This is a genomic window from Variovorax sp. P5_A3, assembly GCF_056400665.1.
The window spans coordinates 1-21,442 of the sequence record NZ_JBFUKW010000013.1; the positions used below are offsets into that span (position 1 = coordinate 1).

Annotated in this window: 20 protein-coding genes; 8 read left to right on the forward strand and 12 right to left on the reverse strand. The window is 65.3% G+C overall.

Annotated features, from left to right (window positions below; translation table 11 throughout):
- Positions 1–2,707, reverse strand: a 2,707-nt coding sequence (locus AC1D3B_RS20355; RefSeq protein WP_478192483.1) for a DUF6531 domain-containing protein, incomplete at its 3' end; no start/stop codon positions are given.
- A gap of 717 nt (positions 2,708–3,424) precedes the next feature.
- Entirely contained in the window at positions 3,425–5,023 is a 1,599-nt protein-coding gene (locus tag AC1D3B_RS20360) for an MFS transporter (protein WP_478192484.1), read from the reverse strand.
- Positions 5,024–5,067: 44 nt separating this feature from the next.
- Between AC1D3B_RS20360 and AC1D3B_RS20365 the strand changes: the two genes are divergently transcribed.
- The 6 genes from AC1D3B_RS20365 to AC1D3B_RS20390 all read left to right on the forward strand — a co-directional run bounded on the left by AC1D3B_RS20365 (position 5,068) and on the right by AC1D3B_RS20390 (position 10,925).
- The gene (locus AC1D3B_RS20365; protein WP_478192485.1) at positions 5,068–6,510 is read left to right on the forward strand and encodes an aminotransferase-like domain-containing protein; all 1,443 of its coding nucleotides are present in this window, start codon (positions 5,068–5,070) and stop codon (positions 6,508–6,510) included.
- A gap of 66 nt (positions 6,511–6,576) precedes the next feature.
- Positions 6,577–8,031, forward strand: a complete 1,455-nt coding sequence (locus tag AC1D3B_RS20370) for an alpha/beta hydrolase (protein WP_478192486.1) — start codon at positions 6,577–6,579, stop codon at positions 8,029–8,031.
- 241 nt (positions 8,032–8,272) lie between these two features.
- Entirely contained in the window at positions 8,273–9,553 is a 1,281-nt protein-coding gene (locus AC1D3B_RS20375) for a ShlB/FhaC/HecB family hemolysin secretion/activation protein (protein WP_478192487.1), read from the forward strand.
- The gene (locus tag AC1D3B_RS20380) at positions 9,540–9,929 is read left to right on the forward strand and encodes a toxin C-terminal domain-containing protein (protein WP_478192488.1); all 390 of its coding nucleotides are present in this window, start codon (positions 9,540–9,542) and stop codon (positions 9,927–9,929) included. The genes AC1D3B_RS20375 and AC1D3B_RS20380 overlap by 14 nt, the downstream gene beginning before the upstream one ends.
- A 71-nt stretch (positions 9,930–10,000) precedes the next feature.
- A complete protein-coding gene (locus tag AC1D3B_RS20385) occupies positions 10,001–10,474 on the forward strand; it encodes a hypothetical protein (RefSeq protein WP_478192489.1) in 474 nt (157 codons plus the stop codon).
- 151 nt (positions 10,475–10,625) lie between these two features.
- A complete protein-coding gene (locus AC1D3B_RS20390) occupies positions 10,626–10,925 on the forward strand; it encodes a colicin immunity domain-containing protein (protein ID WP_478192490.1) in 300 nt (99 codons plus the stop codon).
- A gap of 279 nt (positions 10,926–11,204) precedes the next feature.
- Here AC1D3B_RS20390 and AC1D3B_RS20395 read toward each other — a convergent pair whose 3' ends face one another.
- From AC1D3B_RS20395 to AC1D3B_RS20440, 10 genes are all read right to left on the reverse strand, one after another.
- Complete coding sequence (locus tag AC1D3B_RS20395) at positions 11,205–12,608, reverse strand: MFS transporter (RefSeq protein WP_478192643.1); 1,404 nt, start codon at positions 12,606–12,608, stop codon at positions 11,205–11,207.
- 1 nt (position 12,609) lies between these two features.
- Positions 12,610–13,815: a multidrug effflux MFS transporter gene (locus AC1D3B_RS20400; protein ID WP_478192491.1), complete on the reverse strand. Its 1,206-nt coding sequence runs from the start codon at positions 13,813–13,815 to the stop codon at positions 12,610–12,612.
- A gap of 67 nt (positions 13,816–13,882) precedes the next feature.
- Complete coding sequence (locus AC1D3B_RS20405; RefSeq protein ID WP_478192492.1) at positions 13,883–14,425, reverse strand: methylated-DNA--[protein]-cysteine S-methyltransferase; 543 nt, start codon at positions 14,423–14,425, stop codon at positions 13,883–13,885.
- A 14-nt stretch (positions 14,426–14,439) separates the two neighbouring features.
- The gene (locus tag AC1D3B_RS20410) at positions 14,440–15,072 is read right to left on the reverse strand and encodes a PqiC family protein (RefSeq protein WP_478192493.1); all 633 of its coding nucleotides are present in this window, start codon (positions 15,070–15,072) and stop codon (positions 14,440–14,442) included.
- A gap of 2 nt (positions 15,073–15,074) precedes the next feature.
- A complete protein-coding gene (locus tag AC1D3B_RS20415; RefSeq protein WP_478192494.1) occupies positions 15,075–16,712 on the reverse strand; it encodes a PqiB family protein in 1,638 nt (545 codons plus the stop codon).
- A complete protein-coding gene (locus AC1D3B_RS20420; protein WP_478192495.1) occupies positions 16,709–17,407 on the reverse strand; it encodes a paraquat-inducible protein A in 699 nt (232 codons plus the stop codon). The genes AC1D3B_RS20415 and AC1D3B_RS20420 overlap by 4 nt, the downstream gene beginning before the upstream one ends.
- The gene (locus AC1D3B_RS20425) at positions 17,404–18,027 is read right to left on the reverse strand and encodes a paraquat-inducible protein A (RefSeq protein WP_478192496.1); all 624 of its coding nucleotides are present in this window, start codon (positions 18,025–18,027) and stop codon (positions 17,404–17,406) included. The genes AC1D3B_RS20420 and AC1D3B_RS20425 overlap by 4 nt, the downstream gene beginning before the upstream one ends.
- Positions 18,024–18,944 (reverse strand): LysR family transcriptional regulator, encoded by a 921-nt coding sequence (locus AC1D3B_RS20430; protein WP_478192497.1) that lies wholly within the window; start codon positions 18,942–18,944, stop codon positions 18,024–18,026. Before AC1D3B_RS20430 ends, AC1D3B_RS20425 begins: the two co-directional genes overlap by 4 nt.
- Before the next feature lie 11 nt (positions 18,945–18,955).
- Positions 18,956–19,456 carry a type II toxin-antitoxin system VapC family toxin gene (locus AC1D3B_RS20435; protein WP_478192498.1) on the reverse strand — a complete coding sequence of 167 codons (501 nt, stop codon included), beginning with the start codon at positions 19,454–19,456 and terminating at the stop codon, positions 18,956–18,958.
- A 1-nt stretch (position 19,457) separates the two neighbouring features.
- The gene (locus AC1D3B_RS20440; RefSeq protein ID WP_478192499.1) at positions 19,458–19,706 is read right to left on the reverse strand and encodes a type II toxin-antitoxin system Phd/YefM family antitoxin; all 249 of its coding nucleotides are present in this window, start codon (positions 19,704–19,706) and stop codon (positions 19,458–19,460) included.
- 145 nt (positions 19,707–19,851) lie between these two features.
- Here AC1D3B_RS20440 and AC1D3B_RS20445 point away from each other — a divergent pair, with 145 nt between their 5' ends.
- Together AC1D3B_RS20445 and AC1D3B_RS20450 are read left to right on the forward strand one after the other, a co-directional pair.
- Positions 19,852–21,033 carry an MFS transporter gene (locus AC1D3B_RS20445; protein ID WP_478192500.1) on the forward strand — a complete coding sequence of 394 codons (1,182 nt, stop codon included), beginning with the start codon at positions 19,852–19,854 and terminating at the stop codon, positions 21,031–21,033.
- Positions 21,034–21,214: 181 nt separating this feature from the next.
- Positions 21,215–21,424, forward strand: coding sequence for a hypothetical protein (locus tag AC1D3B_RS20450; protein WP_478192501.1), 210 nt, complete (start codon positions 21,215–21,217; stop codon positions 21,422–21,424).
- Positions 21,425–21,442: the final 18 nt, after the last annotated feature.

A 21,442-nucleotide genomic window follows, 5' to 3' on the forward strand; every position in this document is an offset into this window, starting at 1 on the left:
ATATGCCGTAGCCGCGGCTGGTCGTCACCCCGTCGAGGGTGCGCGTGCTGCTGGCCCGGTTGCCGTTGGCGTCGTAGCCGAACCCTGCCGTGTTGCCCGTGGCATTGAAGGCGGTGATGCGGCCCACGGCGTCGTAGCCGACGCTCCACGTGGTGTTGACGCTGGTGATGGTGCTGTGCGTGGGATCGGCGTCCGCCGGCTGCAGCAATTGCTGCGTCAGGCTGGTGATGCGGCCTGCGGCGTCGTAGACGTAGCTGCTGAACTCGGTGGCGGTCAGGCGCCCCGCGGTGTCGTAGGCGCGGCTGGCCTGGAGGCCCGGAGACGCGAAGGCCCAGTTCCAGCCGGTGGGCCGGCCCAGCGGGTTCCAGCCGATGCCGGTGACGAGCGGTGCGCCGTTCCAGTTAAGCTGGCTCAGGCGGCCGGTGGCGTCGTACAGGTAGGTGAGCACGCTGCCGCTGGGGTAGCTCAGGGTGGTGAGCAGGCCATTGGCGGCGTAGCCGTAGCCCACYTGCTGCACCAGGCCGCTGGCGAGGGTCTGGCGCTTCGAGGTGACGCGGCYGAAGCTGTCCCGGGTGWATTCGGTGACCCCGCTGCGGTCGACGATCTCTGAGAGGTAGCCGATGCTCGACGGGCTGAGGTCGTAGCGCAGCGTGGTGGTCTTGCCGTCGGCGAAGGCCAGGCTCGTCGGGCGGCCGAGCGCGTCGCGCTCGATCTGCGTGGCCTGGCCGAGCGCGTCCACGATGCGGCTGGGCAGGCCCAGGCTGTCGTACTGGGTGCTGCGCGGGCCGGCGTCGGCGCTCGTCTCGCTGGTGGCGTTGCCTTGGGCGTCGCGGGCGTAGCTGGTGGCCACGCCCTTGAAGTCCTTGGCCTGGGTGACGTCGTCCAGCGCGTTCCGGGCCAGCGTGGCGGTGGCGTTGGCCGCGTTGGTGATGGCGGTCACGCGGCGCAGGCCGTCCAGACCGTAGCGGGTGCTCTGATTCAGGCCGTTGGTCTCGGTGATGAGTTCGCCGTTGGCGTCGTAGCCGAAACCGCTGGTCTGGTTGGGGCCGTCGGTCCGGGCGTAGACGCGGTTGATGTTGTTGATGCTGCGCACGGCCGTCCAGGCGATGGCGCCGGAGGCGTCCTTGGCCTGCTCGGCGGTGCGGTTGCCCATCCCGTCGAGGGTGAAGCTGCCCTGCTCGCCCCGGTTGTTGCTCCAACCGGTCAGGCGGTGGGCGGGGTCGTAGGTGTAGGTCAGCACCAGGCCAGTGGGGAGCGCCAGGGTGGCGATCGGGCCAGTGGGGTTGTAGGTGAGCGTGGTGGTCTGCTGGCCGCCTACGGTGCGCGTCAGCAAGCGGTCGCGCGGGTCGTAGGTGTAGGTTGTGACGAGGCCGTTGGGGGCGGTGGTGCTGACGACGCGGTTGGCAGAGTCGTAGGTGTACTGGGTGACGTGGCCGAGGGCGTTGGTGGCCTTCGTGACGTTGCCGAGAGTGTCGTATTCGTAGGTGGTGACTGCGCCGTGGGGGTCCGTTTGCGTGCTCGCGAGGCCTTGAGGGTTGTAGGTCCACTGCCAGGTGCGGGTCGTATTGGGCGACGCGCTTGTGTCGGTGATGGATTGCGACAGCGCGTTGCCTAGGCTGTCGTAGGTATATGCGGTCGTACGGCCTGACTCCGTGACCAGAACCGGTAAGGCAAAGGTCGCGTGCCACTGCGTCGCTACTGTCGTTGCCTCGGGTGTCCCGACGGCGCGAGTGACTGAGAGCGGGAGGCGGCGTGCGACGTCCCAAGTCGTTGTGGTCGTCACGCCTTGGAAGTCGGTTTCGCTCGTGATCAGGCCGTTGACGTCCTGAACGCGCGAAGCGGCGTCGGCCTCTCCAGTTCCTGAAGGAAGCGAACCGCCTGTGACGGCCAGCCTACCCTTGTTCGCCATGTAGCTGTAGTTGCGCGTGGTGCCCAATGGGTCGAGCACCGTGGCTACTCCAGGGGATGGGTATGAGACTTGGTAGCTCTCCACGCCTCCCGCCAATTGCGTGCTGGTAGCTCGGCCTTGGCTGTCGTAGCCGAACGTGCCCCAGCGGGTACCCGCCTGATCGAGGATGCCAGTCAGCGCCTGGATGTAGGTAGCGTTTTCGTACAGGAACGTCCGGGTGCTGCTGTCGGGGTAGGTGACCATCGACAGACGTCCCGAGCTGTCGTAGCTGTAGCCGACGACTCGCCCGTCAGGAGTGGTGACCGTGGCGAGCTTGCCGTCGGAGTAGGTGAACAGCAGGGTGCGACCGAAGGCGTTGGTGACGCTGACGAGCTGGCCCGAGCCGTTGTAGGCGTAGCTGGTGGTCCAGCCGTTGCGCGCGACCACGGTCTGCAACTTGCCGGAGCTGTCGAAGTTGTAGGCGCTCTCGTTGTCGGTACGGCGCCAGGACCAAGCGCCGCCGGCTTGGGTCAAGGTGTCGGCGCTGTTGTCGGCCGACCATGCCGCGCTGGTCGATGCGCGCGAGAATGAGCGCCGGTAACCTTCCGGCAGCGTGATGACGACGAGCAACGGCCCCGAATTCGGGACAGCACTCAAGCCAGCGTTGTAGCTGTGAGACCAGACTTGGCCGAGGCCGGATGACGGGCCGCTGGTTCCTGCTCCCCAGTTGCTGCGGTAGAAGCGCGTGAAGGCCAGCGGCGCCGGGCCGCCCTCGCTCCAGTCCAGCTCGGCCCGGTATTTTTCAGCGGTGAAAGGCAATATTGGGTTGCCTTGGGGACCGCCGGCCATACACATCATGGGCGGCGGTTCGGGAATTGTCTTCGTGCATGCGGGCGTGTTGGTGCCCGAGCCAATGTCTTCGGAGTACCCGATATTGCAATAGCACGCACCATTCACGAGCGTGCTACTAGCCGGGCAACTGCTCGGCGTAGTCTCACGCTTCGCCGCGCCAACACCGTAGTAGTCATAGCCACCGTTCGCGATCCAATGGCAGTTGACGCTGTAAAAATTCGCGGTGCTGTCCACGGTGTTCTTCCAACACGAAAAACTGTGCGCATTGGTCCACGCGGCAGGATAGCTATAGGTAGCTTTCGTTGAACATTCGGCCAAAGGCACCGGATCAACGCCGGTGCCACACACCGGCCTACCACCAACCGACCAAAGATAGCTCGGCGCAATGGATGCTGAAGCGGCACAGCACCACGACAGCGCCACGAAAACCGCCAAAAAACCAATCAGGCGAACAACATGAGCCTTGTGACAAAACCGAACCGCGCAGATTGAAGCAAGAAGTCCGCAACAAGTGCCCCGCACATATTTGGGCGTCCCCAATCCCTCCAGTGAATCCAACTGCATCTGATCGCCCGCACCGATTGTTACAAAGCGGCGGACTATAGAGTTTGCGCTATGTGGCGTCAACTAAGGGGCGCTATTTGATTCACTGAGTTGACACAATTCGACTCTTGATATCTCTGCTCAACTTTCCGCGGAAACAGCCACCGCGCGCGGCCCTCGACCAATCAGGACCCATGCGCTCAAAGCACTCATCAACGCCAGCCCAGCACAGATCAGCATCACCCATCTGAACCCCGAAACGAATGACGCATTCACCGTCTGCCTGAGCGCCGCGCCCGCAGCGGCATCCACGCCCGCCGGCAGCTTCGCACCAGCAAGCTGGCTTCGCTGCGCGTCGAGAAAAGCGGTGGTCTCGACAGAGGCGCCGATGTCGCGCAAGCCTTCTCCAAGGCGCATGTCAAAGGCCAACGCCATCACCACCCCGAACACCGCAATCGCCAACACCGACGCCGCACGCGACACCGCGTTGTTCACGCCCGATGCAATACCCGCCGACTCGGGCCCGACGGCATTCATCACCGTCGTCGTGAGCGGCGCAACAGTGATGGCCATCCCCAGACCCAGCACGACAACCGCCGGAAAGAAGGCAGTCCAGTAATTCACCCCCACCCCCGGCACAGCAAACAACACAAACCCCACCGCCGCAATGCTCGGCCCGATCACCAACGGAAGCCGCGAGCCGAATCGGTCGACCAATTGCCCCGCCCACCCCGAAAGCGCAAACATGATCAGGATGAAAGGCAACAGCGCCGCACCCGCGGCCGTCGCCGAATAGCCCTGCACCTGGATCAGGTTGAGCGGGAAAAAGTACAACCCGCCCCCGAGCGCCGCATACAGCAGCAGCGTCAACAGGTTCGCGCCGCCGAAGTTGCCGATGCGCATCAACGAAAGCGGCAGCATCGGCGATCGCACACGCAGTTCGACACCGACGAACGCGAAGCTCGCCACGATGCCCGCAATGAGTGCGCCCAGCACGGCAGGCGAAGCCCAGCCCTGCGTCGGCGCCTCGATGAACGCATAGACGATGCCGCCCAACGCGATGGTCGCGAGCGCCGCGCCCCAGAAGTCGAGTCCCGCGGCGGCACCGCCTCCCTTGCTTTCAGGCACATGACGCCACACGATCAGCAGCACGATCACCGCCATCGGCACATTGACCAGAAAGGCCCAGACCCACGAGTAGTGGTCCACAAGAAAGCCCCCTGCCACCGGCCCGATCGCGGCGGTGATGCCGCTCCACCCCGACCACGTACCGATGGCGCGACCACGTTCCTTCTCTGGAAACGAAGCGCTGATGAGCGCCAGGCTTCCAGGAACCAGCATCGCCCCGCCGATGCCCTGCACAGCCCGCGCGAGGATGAGTTGATGCACATCGCCTGCCAGCGCGCAACCCACCGACGACGCCGCGAAGAGCGCAACGCCCATCGCGAAGATCTTCCTGCGCCCGAAGTGATCGCCGAGCGATCCGCCGACCAGCAGCAGCGCCGCAAGGAAGAGCGCATACGACTCCACCACCCACTGCGCCTGGAAAGCCGTCGCGTGCAGGTCCGCCTGGATGGCAGGCAGCGCGACGTTGACCACCGTGCCGTCGATGAAGGCCATGCTCGACCCGATGATCGCCGCGGCCAGCACCCAGGGCTTGGAGGCCGGTGGGCAATCCGCCTGTTCGCAGCCGTGGCGGATCTGGTTGTCGTCCCCGGGTGGCTTGCCGATCTGGGTCATGCCGCCAGTATGAAGCGCGGCCCCGTGCTGGACAATCCCGCGCCATGACACGCTACGAAGCACTGGCCACCGAGATCGCGGAATCCATCCGGACCGGTCTGCTCCATCCGGGCGACCGCCTGCCCTCCGTCCGACAGGCGCGGGCCAGCCGTGGCGTGAGTCCGTCCACCGTGTTCCAGGCCTACTACCTGCTTGAAGCGCAGGGGCTCATTCGTGCGCGCGAGCGCTCGGGCTATTACGTGGCGGACGGTGCGCGGCATCTCCCGCCTGAACCCGAAGCCGCATCGCAGCCCGAGGATGACGTGGTATCGCTCGACGTCAGCGAGCGCGTGTTCGAGATCCTCGAATCGTCGATGGTGCGGGATGTGGTGCCGCTGGGTTCGGCCTTTCCGAGTCCGCTGCTCTTTCCGCTTCCGAGGCTGGGCCGGTTCATGGCGTCCAGCGCGCAGGACCTCGATCCGTGGAGCACGGTGGACGATCTCACGCACGGCAATGCGCGCCTTCGCAGGCAGATCGCGCTGCGTTACCTCGCCGACGGCATGCAGGTGCACACGGATGAGATCGTCATCACCAATGGCGCGCTCGAAGCGCTGAATCTCTGCTTGTCCGCGGTGACTCGCCCCGGCGATGCGGTGCTGATCGAGTCGCCCACCTTCTACGCAGCGCTGCAGGCGCTGGAGCGCCTCGGCCTCGAAGCGATCGAGGTGCCGACCCATCCGCGCGAAGGCATGGACCTCGACGCGCTCGATCGCGCGATCCGGCGGCATCACCCCAAGGCGTGCTGGCTGATGACGAACTTCCAGAACCCGCTGGGCAGCCTGATGCCCGACGCGAAGAAGCAGGCGCTGGTCGAACTGCTCACGCGCCACGACGTGCCCCTGATCGAGGACGACGTCTACGGGGAGCTCTACTTCGGCGACAAGCGCCCGCTGCCGGCGAAGGCCTTCGACACCGAAGGGATCGTCATGCATTGCTCATCGTTCTCGAAGTGCCTTGCGCCCGGCTATCGCATCGGCTGGGCGGCACCGGGCCGCTTCGTGCGCGCGGTGGCGCGCGGCAAGCTGACGACCACACTTGGCGCATCGGCCCCCGCGCAGGCAGCCCTTGCGGCCTATCTCGAAAAGGGCGGCTACGACAAGCATTTGCGCAAACTGCGCCGCACGCTCGCAGAGCAACAGACCCGCCTGGCCCAGGCCATCGCCGAACACTTCCCGCCCGGCACCCGGGCCACACGACCTGTGGGAGGCTACTTTCTCTGGATCGAGATGCCGACGCAGGTCGACGCGTTGGCGCTTCATCGACAGGCCCTGTCGCAAGGCATCAGCATCGCACCGGGACCGATCTTCTCGGCGCAAAGCGAGTTCACGAACTGCCTTCGGCTGAACTACGGCCATGCGTGGGATGCGCGCAGCGAGCAAGCCGTGGCGACGCTGGGTCGCATCGCGACCGAGGCCTGCATGCGCGACCTTGCGTCAGAAGCCTCGTGATAGATTGCACGCCGGCAAGCGACACAGGGTCGATTGCCCGATCGAGCCACGAGTGAGAGGACGGAAATGCTACCCCGGCTGGCGAGGATTCTGAAGCGCACTGCGCTGGTGGTCGGCGTGGTCTTCGTCACCGTGATCGCGCTGCGCACCTACGACGTGCAGCGCGGACCGCCCCTCGAACTCTGGCACACGCACGCGCCGCAGGAGTTGTCCCGCGCCGAACTCGCCAGGACGGACTGGGCCGGCTATCTCGCCGCCGAGGACAAGGCCTTCGCCGAAGTGCGCGCCGAGGTGACCGACAAGTTGCCAGCCGAGGCGCGCGTACCGGGCAACCGCTATTTCGAAGGCAGCCCGATCTATCCCGGGCGATTCGTGCAGGACTGGAACCGTTCCTACGTGCAGGAACCCGAAGGCACGCCCCGCGGCGCCGTGGTGTTGCTGCATGGACTGACCGATTCGCCCTTCAGCCTGCGCCACATCGCCACGCTTTATCGTGACCGCGGCTTTGTCGTCGTCGCGATCCGCATGCCGGGCCACGGCACCGTGCCCGCGGGCCTGACGCGCGTGCAATGGGAGGATTGGTCGGAGGCCACGCGCCTCGCGGTGCGGGAAGCGCGCCGCCGCGCAGCCGCGCCGTTGCCGCTGCACATCGTCGGTTTCTCCAATGGCGGCGCATTGGCGATGAAGTTCGCCCTCGACGGACTGGACGACCCGGGCCTGGCGCGGCCGGACCGCGTGATCCTGATCGCGCCGATGATCGGCATCACCGAACTCTCGCGTTTCGCGGGCGTGTTCGGCTGGCCCGCGATCTTCCCGGCGTTCGCCAAGGCGGCGTGGCTGGGCATCGTGCCGGAGTTCAATCCCTTCAAGTACAACTCCTTTCCGGTCAACGGGGCACGCCAGTCGTCGCTGCTCACGCGCGACCTGCGCTCCCACGTCGCGCGTGAGGAGCGCGCGGGCCGCCTCGCGAAGCTGCCGCCGATCCTGACCTTCCAGTCGCTGATCGATTTCACGGTGAGCACGCGCGCGATCGTGACCAACCTGTACGCGCGGCTCCCGAACAACGGCAGCGAGTTGGTGCTGTTCGACATGAACCGCAGCATCAAGTTTGGTCCGCTGTTGCGATCGGGGAGCGACCTGCGGCCGGATCGCGTTCTACCGCCCGCGCCGCGGCAGTTCCGCTCGACGCTAATCACCAACTCGGGGCCGGACAGCCGCCAGGTCGTCGAGCGCGTCACCGAGGCCGGTGCAGTAGTCGAGAAGACGCGGACCCTGGACCTTGAGTTTCCGCAGGAAGTGTTCTCGCTGTCGCACCTCGCACTGCCCTTCCCCGTCACCGATTCGCTCTACGGCATACGGCCCGACATGAAGGAAGACTTCGGCGTGAACCTCGGCGCCCTGGCGGTCCGGGGCGAACGCGGCGCGCTCATCGTCAGCCTGGATTCATTGACACGCCTGTCCTCGAACCCTTTCTTTCCCTACATGGCCGACCGAATCCTGGAAGTCATCCCAACCAACTAGGCTCGCCCCCAGGCTCACTCGCCCACAACGTGGGCGTGAGGCAGAGGGACTTGGCCGCGGTCTTCGGTCAATCCGACGATTCCTCCGAATTCGCCTGAAGACGAGAAATCTCGGCTGTTTTTTTAGACTGATCTGATGAGCTGTTTGTCGCGGCCATCCATAGACTGACCGGCAAGAGGCGTCCGCTTTCCTGCGCGCCAAAAAGCTGATATCCGCGCCCTTCAACGCGGCAAGAAAAACAATGATCTTTCTTTTCCGCCTGTGGGTGCGTCCCACGGTGGCTGCTTGCCGCGTTCCGGAACTCTCGGTTTCTGCTTTTTCGCCTCTCCTTTTGACGGGGTTGGCCGGGTCGTTCGCGGCTCACGCGCAGATCGCGTCGACACCCCGTCCCGTCATCGAGGAGCAGCGCCAGCAGCAGCGTGAACGCGCGTTGCGTGAGGAGCAGGAGCGAACTGTCGACGCACGCCTGCCTCGCCAGGCAGCCGTGGAAACGCAGCGCCTGCCCGATGACGAAATGCCGTGCTTCCGCATTGATCGCGTGGTGCTCTCCGGCAAGCGCTCCGACGCATTCCAGTGGGCGCTCGACGCCATCGCTGGCCCGCAGGGCGACGACTCACCTGTCGGCCGTTGCCTGGGCACCGAGGGAGTCAACATCGTGCTCACGCGCGTGCAGCAGGCGGTCATCGAGCGCGGCTTCGTGACCACTCGCGTGTTGGCTGGTTCTCAGGACCTCACCACGGGCAATCTCACCCTCACGCTGATTCCGGGGCGCATCGCCGCCATCCGGTTCGACAGCGAAGCCGCTCCCACCAGTCTTCGCACCGCGATCCCCGCGCAAGTGGGTGACCTCCTCAATCTGCGCGACATCGAGCAGGGCCTGGAGAATCTCAAGCGCGTACCCACCGCCGAAGCCGACATCCAGATCGTGCCATCGAATGCCGCGAATGCGCAGCCCGGCGACAGCGACCTCGTCGTCAAGTACGCACAAGTGGAGCGTTGGCGCGGCAGTGTCAGTCTCGACGACAGTGGCACGGAGGCCACCGACAAGTACCAGGCCGGCGCGACCTTGTCTCTCGACAATCCCTTCGGCCTCAATGACCTCTTCTATGTCAGCGCCGGCCACAGCATCGATGACCATGGCTTCGGCAACCCCGACAAGGGCACCGACAACCAGGTCGTCCACTACTCCGTGCCCTACGGCAACTGGCTGCTGAGCGCCACTACTTCGCAAAGCAGCTACCACCAGCGCGCCGTCGGCATCTGGGAAAGCTACGAGTACTCGGGCGAAACCAGCAACGCCGAAGCCAGGCTCTCCCGCCTGGTCTACCGCGACAAGCACCGCAAGACCAGCGTGAACCTGCGCGGCTTCCGACGCTCCTCGCACAACTACTTCGAAGACACCGAAATCGGCAACCAGCGCCGCATCGTCGGCGGCTGGGAGCTTGGTCTCAATCACCGCGAATTCATCGGCGCGGCCACCCTCGACGGCAGGCGAGTCGGCGCTTCAGTTGATCACGGGTAAGAGCAGCCTGACTGGCGAGGAGGCGAACCGCGTCTGGGCGGCCGTTGGATTGGTGCCCATTGCGGGGGGGATGGTCCGCAAGGTTGGTGAGCCAGTGGTGGAGACCTTGACGTCCGTGTTGCGGGCATTGGATGGTCCGATCTTCAAAACGAGCAGGGAAGCCACGCAGGCGGCGCAAGCTCTCGGCTATGTGCGCATCAACGAAACCGTTAAAGGCCAGGCTGTCTACAAGAAGGGGAACCAGTACATCACTAGGGATGTGGACGGCCACAATGGCGGGGCATGGAAAGTTGCAGATTCCGTCAATGGGCTCGGATCTAAGGATACGCGATCTGGAACTTGGAATGCGGACCTTACCCTACGTATCGGGGATTGAGTGCGTAGAGCGAGAGAGGGTGGCCCATGGGTGGGCGACTGAACCGTTATGTGCCGCGAGGAGAAAGCAAGATGTTCGAGTATCGAGTTACCAAATACAACCCGGCAGTCCGTAAGGATGGTTGCCAGTACACCGAGTGGACCTCCTTCAGTGATGTTGGAGCCATTTTCGATGGAACAGTGCTGACTCAAGCGGCCTACGAAAAGGTCGAGTCGGCGTACATTTCTGCCGCCATCGCGTTCCTTCAAGAAGCGAAAGTTGGTTCGCTGTCAATTCGCGGCTTGGAATACCGAAAGGACGAAGAGCCCTCCTATACCGATGGAGATTCCATCTCGCCTATGGATATCGGGGCGATCATGACCAAGGTGCTTCGCGAGGAACTCTGGTGCAGGCTTGACAGCGATAGGGGGTTCATCCACTTTGGATGGGACTACTACATGTACGTCGGGGTGCCATCGCCTTGTCCGAAAGCACAGGCTCTGGCGACGAACGCTGGCTTGTTTGTTGAAGAAATGCGGTCGCCGCTTCATCCAGAAGACGGATAGCGAACGGTGATTCTTTGCGGAGACCTTGGTCTGAACCCGCCCTGGGGGAGTGCCTACCTTGTCGAGATCAACCGCGCTTCACCGACTGCTACGAGTCCACTAGGAAGGAGCCCACTCCAACTCAGCCAAGGGAAATGATGAGAGGAAAGCTATGAGAACCTCAATAAATGCGGGGATCGAATATCAAACGCTATTTGCTAATTTTCTTTCTGGAGGGTTGCCGGCGACAGAATTCCAAAGAGAATATCTAGATCGCTTCAAGAACGAAAAAAACCACTTGACGTCGAGTTGTTTTGATCTTCTTGAAACGGTCTTCGGTGAAGTTGACTCATACAGCACTGACTCCGCACTATTGACTGCAAATCCAGCTTTTTATTTAGATGAAACCAGGCTTAGAGAGAGGATTCAAGTTGCGCTTGCTCGCCTTTTGATATTGAATCGAAATGGATGAGTCACTGTTTTCATCGTGCGACTTCTGGTACCCTATATCTGCTCGATCAGCAGGTTGCCGCTGTTGAGCGGGGCGCTGATCTCGCGGGGGCGGCGAAAACCAAGTATGAGATCAATATCTGATGGCGAATTTCGGCTGATTACACAAATCGCTGGGAAGTTCTCTTCCGACGAGCGTTCGAGCCAGATTCAGCCTGCTGCTATTTTCACGAAGCCCCTATCGTGCAATACCGGCCGCCCGGCCGAGCCGGTTCCGCGGCATTCCTGGATTTGGGACGGGTCACGTCCTCGTGCGGAGGGTGCTGCATACGGCGGCGATGCCGGCACAACACGCGGCTAAGCCGAGTGCGATGACCTGGCCTTTGCCGTCGTGCGGACTCCAGACGCTGAAGATTGCGGCCAGCAGCACTGCGCCCAATGTCTGGCCTGTCAGTCGCGCCGTGCCCAGCATGCCGCTTGCGGCACCGCTGCGATGGGGCGGCGGCGAGGTGACGATGGTGTGGTTGTTGGGCGATTGGAACAGCCCGAAGCCCATGCCGCACAAGGCCATGCGCCACACGATGTCGGCATTGCCGGGATGCGCGGGCAAGGCCGCGAGCAGCACCAGGCCGGTAGCCAGCAGCGCAAGGCCGATGCCGCCCAGCAACCCGTCCGAATACCGGCCGATGAGCCGGCCCGCGATCGGTGCCATGACGACGATCGCCAGCGGCCATGCGGTGATCAGCAGACCCGCCTCGAAGTGCGAGCGTCCGTAGGTCTCCAACAGCAGGAAGGGCAGCGCAATGAAGGACAGCATCTGCGCGCAGAAGGCGCCGATCGACGTGCCCATCGACAGCGCGAACACCGGGATGCGCAGCAAATCGACCGGAAACAGCGGCAAGGTCAGTGCCCGTTGCCGCCGCAGGTAGACGAAGCCGACCGCCACGCCAGCCAGCAGCAGCGCCCACGCCCACGGACTGGCGCCCTGCCCTGCATCGCCGCGCACGCCCAACCGGTCGGCGCCGATGAAGATCAGCGCGAACATCAACACGTTGAGCAGCACGTCGAATGCCGAGAAGCGCGAATCCGAGTGCGCCTTCACGAGATTGGCCGGCAACGCACGCAGGCCGAGCACGAGCACGAGCGCTCCCAAGGGCACGTTGAGCGCGAAGAGCCAGGGCCATGAAGCCACCGACAGGATCGCCGCGGCCACCGTCGGGCCGGCGACCGATGCGGTCGCCACCACCATCGAATTGATCGCCATGCCCCGGCCCAGTTGCTCGCGCGGATAGATCAGCCGCACCAGCGCCGCGTTGACGCTCATGATCCCGGCGGCGCCGAGCCCTTGCAGCGCCCGCCCGGCAATCAGCATGCCGAGCGAGCCGGCGAAGGTCGCGATGAGCGACGCTGCCGCGAACAGGGCGATGCCGACCAGGTACACGCGCCGATAGCCGATGAGATCCCCCAGCGAGGCCAGCGGCAGCAGCATCACCAGCGTGGCGATCTGGTAGGCGTTGACCACCCAGATCGCGTGCGACGCATCCGCGTGGAGTTCGCGCGCGATGCCCGGCAGCGCTAGGTTGACGATGGTGCCGTCGAGCACCGCCACCGCGATGCCGAGGATGATGACCAGCATCGCGTGCCAGCGCTGCGGCTGCGGCAGTCCGTCGACGACGACGGATACGGGACCCGGCGTCGCGACCATCTCAGCCCGCAACATAGACCGTCCGCTTCCGTCCACCCAGCGTGGACCATGTGAGCACGACAGCGATGAGCGCCCCGGCCGCCATGCCGGCGACCATGGGCAGCGGCTTGCCGTTCGTGAAGGCGCCGACCACCGCCATCATCACCGAACCCGTGAGCATCTGCAGCGTGCCGAGCAGGGCCGACGCCGTGCCGGCGATGGCGCCGTGCTTCTCGAGCGCGAGCACCGAGGTGGTCGGGATCACGAAACCCATCAGGCCGCTGGCGATGAAGTACAGCACGATGAGCACGGCCAGTCGGTCGCCGCCGCTCAGGTAGTAGGCGAACATGGCGGTCATGACGAGCCCGCAGGCGCTGACGCCGGCCTTGACCACGCGCACGATGCCGAAGCGCTCGCACAGATGCCCGTTGAGTTGCGCGGCGCCGAAGAAGGCTGCCGCGTTGACGCCGAAGGCGATGCTGTAGAGCGTCGGCGACAGGCCGTAGTGGTCGATCATCACGAAGGACGAGTTCGCGAGATAGGTGAAGAAGCCCGCCATCGCGAAGGCGCCGATGAACACCAGGCCGAGGTAATGCGTGTCGCGCAGCAGTACGCCGTAGGCCTTGAGCGCGCCGCCCAGGCTGCTTTCGACGCGCTCTTCGGCGGGGCGGGTTTCCTTCAGGACGGTCGCGACCGTCGCCAGCCCGATCACGGCGGCGATCATCACCGCCCAGAACACGCCGCGCCAGCCGGTGAAGGCGATCACCGCGCTGCCGACCAGCGGCGCCAGGATCGGCGACACGCTGAACACCAGCATCAGCAGGGACATCAGGCGCGCAGCGTCGTTGCCCGTGTGCAGGTCACGCACCACGGCACGCGGAATCGCCATGCCCGCAGCCGCGCCCAGGCCTTGCACGAAGCGCAGAGCGATCAGTGTCTGGATATCGGTCGCCAGCGCGCAGCCGATGCTGGCCAGCGCGAACAGGCCGAGCCCGAAGAACAGCGGCGGTTTGCGCCCCACCATGTCCGACACCGGGCCATAGAGCAATTGGCCCACGCCGAGCGCGATGAAGAAGACCGTGAGGCTCATCTGCACGGGGCCGATGCCGGCGCCCAGGCTGTTGCCGATCTCGGGCAAGGCGGGAAGATACATGTCGATCGCGAACGGGCCGATGGCCGACAACAGGCCCAGCACGAGCGCGATCCGGAAGAAGCGCGATGAAGTCATTCACTCGATTGTCGCCAAGGCGGCAATGGGCCGCCGGCAGCGAGATGGGACGCGCTGTGCTAGCTGTTCAGAAAAGCGGCTCGGTGTCGCTGTCCGGCCGGGCGCCTTCGATCGCGAGCATGCGCAGCTTGGCGGTCGTGCCGCCCGGTGCGGAGAAGCCGCCCCACTTGCCGCCCGCCGCCAGCACGCGATGGCAAGGCACGACGGGCGCGAAGGGGTTGAGGCCGAGCGCCTGGCCCACCGCGCGAGCCAGGCCCTTGTCGCCGAGTTCGGCCGCGATGTCGCCGTAGGTGCGGGTTCGGCCGGGAGGGATGCGGCGCGCGATGGCATAGACGCGTCGATGGAAGTCGCTGACGCCTTCGAGGTCGAGCTCGATTTCTGCCAGATCGAGCGGCTCGCCCTCCAGCAGAGCGCGGATGGCCGATGTGGCCTGCCGGACTTCGGGCGGCGGATCGGCTTCCTGCAGGTGCGGAAAAGAACGCGCCATGCGAGCGCGCGTCGCGTTCTCTGTCGCTCCAGGCAACTGAACCCCCACGATGCCGCGAGGACCCCACGCGATGCCGCACGCGCCGATGGGCGTGGCGAACAAGGCGAAGCCGGCTGGGCTCATCGGGTAAGCGCGGGTCAGGCCGCGCAGGGCGGCGCCTGGTTGGCGTTGAGCGCCGAGATGCTGCCGGCAATGGCATCGGCCAGCTTCGAGGTCACACGCTGGGCGCCTTGCGCCAACGCGTCGAAGCCGCTGCCGACCGGCTCGGAGATCGACAACTGGCATCCGGTCGGCTGGCCCTCGTCGGTGCGGCGGACGGTCCAGGTGAAGCTGGCGTCGACGCGGCTGCCTTCCACGGCGTCGAATTGCCCCATCTGCACAGCGATGCGCGTCACCGGCTGGCCGCGTTGGCGCCCGGACTGGGTCACATCGACCGCGCCCAGGCGGCTCACGATGCCGCTGCCCAACGCGTCGCGCAACTCGAACTCGAAGGAGGACGACCAGCGGTGGTCTTCCAGGATATCGACCGCGGGGCTTTCCGGCGCGGCCTTCTTGCGAACCACCATCTGGGGCCGTGCGAAGCGTTCGGGCATCGCGATCGGCGCGAACTCGATGTAAATCGGCATCGCGCCGGCGGCAGGCACGACAGGCGTGCGCGCGGGTGCCTTCGTTTCGGCCAGGCTGTAGTACTGCGGCCCGGTGTTGCTGGCGCAGCCTGCCAGCAACAAGGCGGCACCGAAGGTCGCAGCCGCAAGGCGGAAGTTCGTCATTCTCATTTCTGCTTGTCCTCCGGCTTGCCGCGGATCAGGGATTCGGGATGGCGCTCCAGATAGTCGGTCAGGATGCGCAGTGATGCGGCCGCACGCGTGACCTCCTGCAGGGTCTGGCGCATGTCCTGTTGCAGCGGCGAATCGTTGGCGATCGTCTTCTCCGCGGAACTGAGCGTGCGGCGGATGTCCTTCATGGCGGCGGCCATTTCCGGCGTCACATCGTTGTTCAGGCTCTTCGCGAGTTGCTCGGTCGCGGACAGTGTCTTGTCGAGACTGCCCAGCGTCTTTCGCAGGTCGGTGCTGATCTCGTCGAAGGGCACCTTGTTGAGCTTGCGCGCAATATCGGCGACCTGGGACTGGAGTTCGTCCAGGCTGTTCGGCGTCGTCGGCAACTCGAGCGGCGTCCGGCCGGGGTCGATCTTCGCGGGCTTGGCCTCGGGGAAGAAGTCGATGGCCACGTACACCTGACCGGTCAGCAGATTGCCTGTGCGCAATTGCGCGCGCAGGCCCTTGCTGACGAGGAACTGCCACCGCTCCAGCGGTGTGTAACGGGATTCGCTCGCCATGCCACCCGCGACCCTGCGCCGCATCCGCTCGGGATAGATCGTCACGACCACCGGCATCTTGAATTCGCGCTCGTCGCGATCGAACTCGACGCCGATCGACTTGACCTCGCCGATGACGACACCGCGAAAGTCGACCGCCGCCCCGGGGGACAAACCGCGCAGCGACTGGTTGAAGTACAGCAGCATCGTCTGGGACGGGCCGTCCGGCTCCTTCATGGCGGCGCCCTCGTCCGCAGCAAGTGCGAAAGCGGCGTTCTCCTGGGCGACCGGCCCCGACACATCGTCGGGTGACTGGAATGCAATGCCGCCGAGCAGCACGGTCACGAGCGACTGCGTGCGCACCTTGACGCCGCTCGCATTCAGCTCCAGGTCGACACCGCTGGCATGCCAGAAGCGCGTATTGAGGCCGACGAACTTGGTGTACGGCGCATTGATGAAGACACGCAGCGTCACGCCCCGACCGTCGCCGTCGAGCTCGTACGCCGCCACCTGGCCCACCTTGATGCGGCGGTAGTACACCGGCGAGCCGATGTCCAGCGAACCGACATCGCGAGAGTGCAGCAGGAACTGCCGCCCCGAATCGTCGCGGGTGACGATGGGTGGCACCTCCAGGCCGGTGAACTCGCCCGCCGATTCTTCCGAGATTCCCGCATCGGCGCCGATGTAGGCCCCGGAGAGCAAGGTGCCCAGCCCTGAAATGCCGGAGGTGTCGAGCCGCGGACGGACCACCCAGAAACGGGTGTCCCTCGCGGTGAAGGCGCTGGCTTCCTTCTTGAGTTGCACCAGCACCCGGACGTGGGAGCGGTCATGGGCCAGGCGGATGCTCTGTACCGTGCCGATCTGCACGTCCTTGTACTTGACCGCCGTCTTGCCGGCTTCGAGGCCTTCCGCGGTCCTGAAAGTCAGCACGATCTCGGGCCCCCGCTCCATCAGGATGCGCGCGACCAGCGTGATGCCGACCAGCGCCGCCACGATGGGGATCACCCAGATCAGCGATGGCAGCCAGTTGCGCCGCCTCACGACCTTGGGCCGGCCCAATGGAGGGGGTGCGGACCCCTTGTCTTCATCGCTCATACGATTCCTTCATCTCGCGCCATGCCGTCCGGCCCCTTCTTCTGCTTCTTCTGCTTCTTCTGCCTTTTCGATCGGATTCGCGTGTCCCAGGTCAGGCGCGGATCGAAACTGAGCGAGGCCAGCATGGTCAGCACCACGACCCCGCCGAAGGCGGCGATGCCGACCCCGGCGGTGATCTCGGCAAAGCCGTGGATGCGAACCAGGCCAGCCAGAAGCGCCACGACGAAGACGTCGAGCATCGACCAGCGCCCGATCACTTCGAGCATGCGATAGAGCTTGGCGCGCTCCAGCTGGCGCCAGTCGCTGCCGCGCTGGGCCGTGTAGGTCAGGAGGGTGAGCGCGGTCAGCTTGAACAGCGGCACCAGGAAGCTCGCGACGAAAATGAGCGCCGCCAGGCCGTAGGCGCCGGAAACCCAGAAGTAGATCACCCCGCTCAGGATCGTGTCCTGCTGCGTGCCGAAGAGACTCCGGGTGATCATCACCGGCAGCATGTTGGCCGGCAGGTAGAGGATGGCGGCTGCGATCAGGTACGCCCAGGTGCGGTTGTAGCTGTCGGGCTTGCGGATATGCAGGGTCGTGGAGCAGCGCTCGCAGCTCTCGCCCTCCTCGGCATCCCTCCACACCGAGCCGCAGTGATGACAGCTCATGAGGCCGCGCTTCGCGCCCGTCTCGGTCGGCGATGTGGGTTCGGTCATGGTTTCTGCCCCGGTCGCGGCTCGAAGGCCATTTCCCAGAAAGTCTTGGGATTGAAGGACAGCACCGCCGTCAGGAGCACCGTGAGCGCGCCGAACGCCCAGAGCGCGGGGCCGGGTATGACCTGCGCCATGCTGCCCAGCTTGATGATCGCCACCAGCACCCCGAGCAGGAACACCTCCACCATCCCCCAGGGCCGCAATGCCTGCAGCGCCTTCACGAGGATGGCGAAGCCGACCGGCCGGCGCTCGTAGGCCATCGGCACGAGCAGATAGACCAGGATGCAAAGCTGCATCAGCGGAAAGAGGATGGTCGTCGCCAGCACCAGCAGCGCGACGGGCGACATGCCTTCGGAGCTGAGCGCCACCACGGCGCCCGCCAGCGTGGTCTGGCTGGTCAGGCCCTGGAGTTCGATCTCGACGATCGGGAACAGGTTGGCGATGGCGAACAGGATCAGGCAGGCGACCGTGAGCGGCAGAACGCGGGCGCTCTGGTCGCCCGCATGCCGGTCGAGCTCCGTCCCGCATCGCGGGCAATGCGCGACTTCGCGCCGGCGCAGGGGCACACGCTGGTAGATCGCGTCGCAACCTTCGCAGAGGATGGCGTCAGGGACTTCTGTCATGGCTTGGGCCGCCCATTGTCGGCCACGTGAGTGACCAGGAAGTCAAGCAAGGCGCGCACCCGCGCCGGAAGCCGCCCGGCCTTGCCCAGGTAAACGGCATGGATGGGCGCCTCGTCGCCCGGGTTGAATTCCTCCAGCACCGGTACCAGCCGGCCCGCGTCGATGTCGGACTGGACGTGATAAAGCGACATCCGTGCCAATCCGACGCCCGCCAGGATGAGCGAGCGCAGCGTCTCGCCGTCGCCGCAGCGCACATTGCCGACGATGGGCAAGTCGAACACCCGGCCGTCGACGCGCAAGGGCCAGTCGGGCACGCTGCGCCGGTAGTTGAAGCCGAGCCGGTTGTGTGCTTCCAGTTCCTGGGGCGTACGGGGGGTGCCGTAGCGTTCCAGGTAGTCGGGCGAGCCCACGATGGCCTGCCCGGTCGCGCCGAGGCGGCGCGCGACGAGGTCCGATGGCGGCAGTTCGCCCCAGCGGATCGCGACATCCATGCGTTCGTCCATGAGGTCGACCACGCGGTCGGTCAGCACGATCTCCAGCGTCACCTGCGGATGCAGTTCCAGAAAGCGCGGCACGAGGGGAATCAACACATGCTGGCCGAAAGGAACGCTGGCGTTGATGCTCACGCGCCCGCGCGGCATGGCCCCGGCGGCGGCGCAACGCTCCGCCTCGTCCAGGTCGGCCAGCACGCGCACGCTACGCTCGTAGAACTGCCGCCCTTCGGGCGTGAGTTGCAGCTTGCGGGTCGAGCGGTGCACCAGTTGAGTTGCCAGGCGTGCCTCCAGCCGTCCGATCAGCTTGCTGATGGCCGAGGGCGTCATGCCCAGCACCCGGGCGCCGGCCGAGAAACTGCCGCGGTCGACCACCTGGACGAAGGCTTCCATTTCGCCGGAACGGTTGACCTCGATGCGGGGCATGTCGTGTTCGCCTATTTCCAGCCGGCGTCGCCGAGGATCACGCGCAGATCGGCCAGGCGCGAAAAGTCGCGATCGTGCGTCACCAGTGCTGCGGCGCCGATCTCCAGCGCCGTCGCGGCCTGGAGCGCGTCGGGGAGCCGAAGGCCGGCGCCCGCCCGGAGGCGCGCGGCGGTCACCGCGATTTCCTGGGTGACAGGCACCACGTCGAAGCCGGACAAGGCCTTCTCGTAGCGCTTGGCGAGGACATCCTGGCGGTGTCTGAAAGGACCGGCGAGCACTTCCGCCATCGCGATCGTGGAGATCGCGATCTGGACCAGGCCCTGTGCATGCAACTCGAACACGCCTTCGAAGGCCGGGGCAAAGTCCGGATGGTCGTCGAGCAAATAGATGAGCGGGGCCGAATCCACCACGACGAGATCGCCATCGTGCAGCCCGCCCCATAGCGATGCGGACTTTGCGGCCTTGCGCGCCCGTGGTTTGCGACTCGGCTTCTTCGAGGGCGCTCCAGCCATTTCAGTCCCATTCGTTGCGGGAGTCGGCAATCGACTGTGCGGGCGACTTGCCCCACAGGCCCTTGCCGCTGCCTCGCAAGCTCAGGAAACGCGGGCCCGATCGACCTTTAAGAAGGACATCCGAGGAAACGATGGCCGCATAGGGCTTGCCGTGTCGTGTGAGCAGGCTCGGCTCCCCGGCATGGGCGCGCGATGCGAGCAGTGGCAGCGTATTTCGGCCCTGCTCGAGGCCGACGGTGTGCAAGGTCATGGCGAATATTTCCGTACAGACCGTACATCTTAGATGAAAGCGATGGATTCGGCCCTGGCGCGCCATTTTTGACTTGAACTCATCAATGCTGGTCCCGATCGCATCCTAGTCAAGGAGAGCCAGCGCCCGCACAGTACGGGACATCATGCCAATCGCTCTCCTCGCCCTCACCGCCGGTGCCTTCGGGATCGGCACCACCGAGTTCGTCATCATGGGCCTGCTGCTGCAGGTCTCGACGGATCTTCATGTCTCCATCGCGGCCGCCGGCCTGCTGATCTCGGGCTATGCGCTCGGGGTCGCGGTCGGCGCGCCAGTGCTCACCATCGCCACGCGCAGGATTCCGCGCAAGACGGTGCTGCTCGCGCTGATGGCGATCTTCACGCTCGGCAACATCGCCTGTGCGCTTGCTGCCAACTACGAGATGCTGATGGCGGCGCGCGTCATCACCTCGCTCGCGCATGGCACCTTCTTCGGCGTCGGCTCGGTCGTCGCCACGGGCCTCGTGCCGCCGGAGCGCCGCGCGTCGGCCATCGCGATCATGTTCACCGGCCTCACCGCGGCCACGCTGCTCGGCGTGCCGGCGGGCGCCTGGCTCGGCCTGCACTACGGATGGCGCGCGACCTTCTGGGCCGTGGCGCTGATCGGCGTCCTGGCTTTCACGGTGCTGGCGGTGTTCGTGCCGCGCGGCAAGGCCGACGAACGGCCATCGCCCCTGCGCGATGAACTCGCCGTGCTGGCGCGACCGCAGGTGCTGCTGGGGCTCGCCATGACGGTGCTCGGCTTTGCGGGACTTTTCGCCGTGTTCACCTACATCCAGCCGCTGCTCACCGAGATCACCGGCGTCTCCGCGGCGGCGGTGTCGCCGATCCTGTTGCTCTTCGGCGGCGGTCTTGCCGTGGGCAACCTGCTGGGCGGGAAGCTGGCCGATCGTTCGCTCATGCCGGCCTTGCTCGGCACGCTGGTGGCGCTGGCCGTGGTGCTCGGCGCGATGCAATGGGTGATCCATACGCCCGTGACGGCAGTCGTCTTCGTCGTGCTGCTGGGCATCGCATCCTTCGCGACCGTGGCACCGCTGCAACTGCGAGTGCTGGAGAAGGCTGCCGGCGCGGGCCAGAACCTGGCGTCGAGTCTCAACATTGCGGCCTTCAACCTCGGCAATGCGCTCGGCGCCTGGGTCGGCGGCGTCGTGATCGAGCGCGGGCCGGGGCTCGGTGCGCTCGGCTGGGTTGCCGGGCTGCTCACGCTGGCCGGTCTCGCGATCGCACTGTGGAGCCGCGCGCTGGACCGGCGCGAAACGCTGCCGGCGCCCGCCACGGCCAGCGCCTGAACCCCTCCTCCCCCGGATTGGGCAACACGGACGTCACGGGTGCGCACCGCATCGTCGACATCTGCCTCGACGCCGGCGTCAATCTTTCGAATGCGCATGAAGTGCGCACAAAGTCACATTCGGCCTGCAGCACGAGGCGAAATCAACGAATACCTATTCATTACATTTTTAGAATAAATGCATGAAACGCGATGCCGACGACAGCGACACCAACTTCGGATGGTGGGTGGACAAGCCCGACCGGGAGGAGCGCCCCACGACCTTTCACGCCCCTCTCAACTGGGCATCCCGGCCACCCGAAAGCAGCGGATTCAGTTGGAGCACCGCGTTGCTCATCGTGCTGCTCATGACGGCATTTGTCTGGTCTCTGAAGTCGCTGGCCGGCTGGTAAGTCCGTAGCCGCGAACCG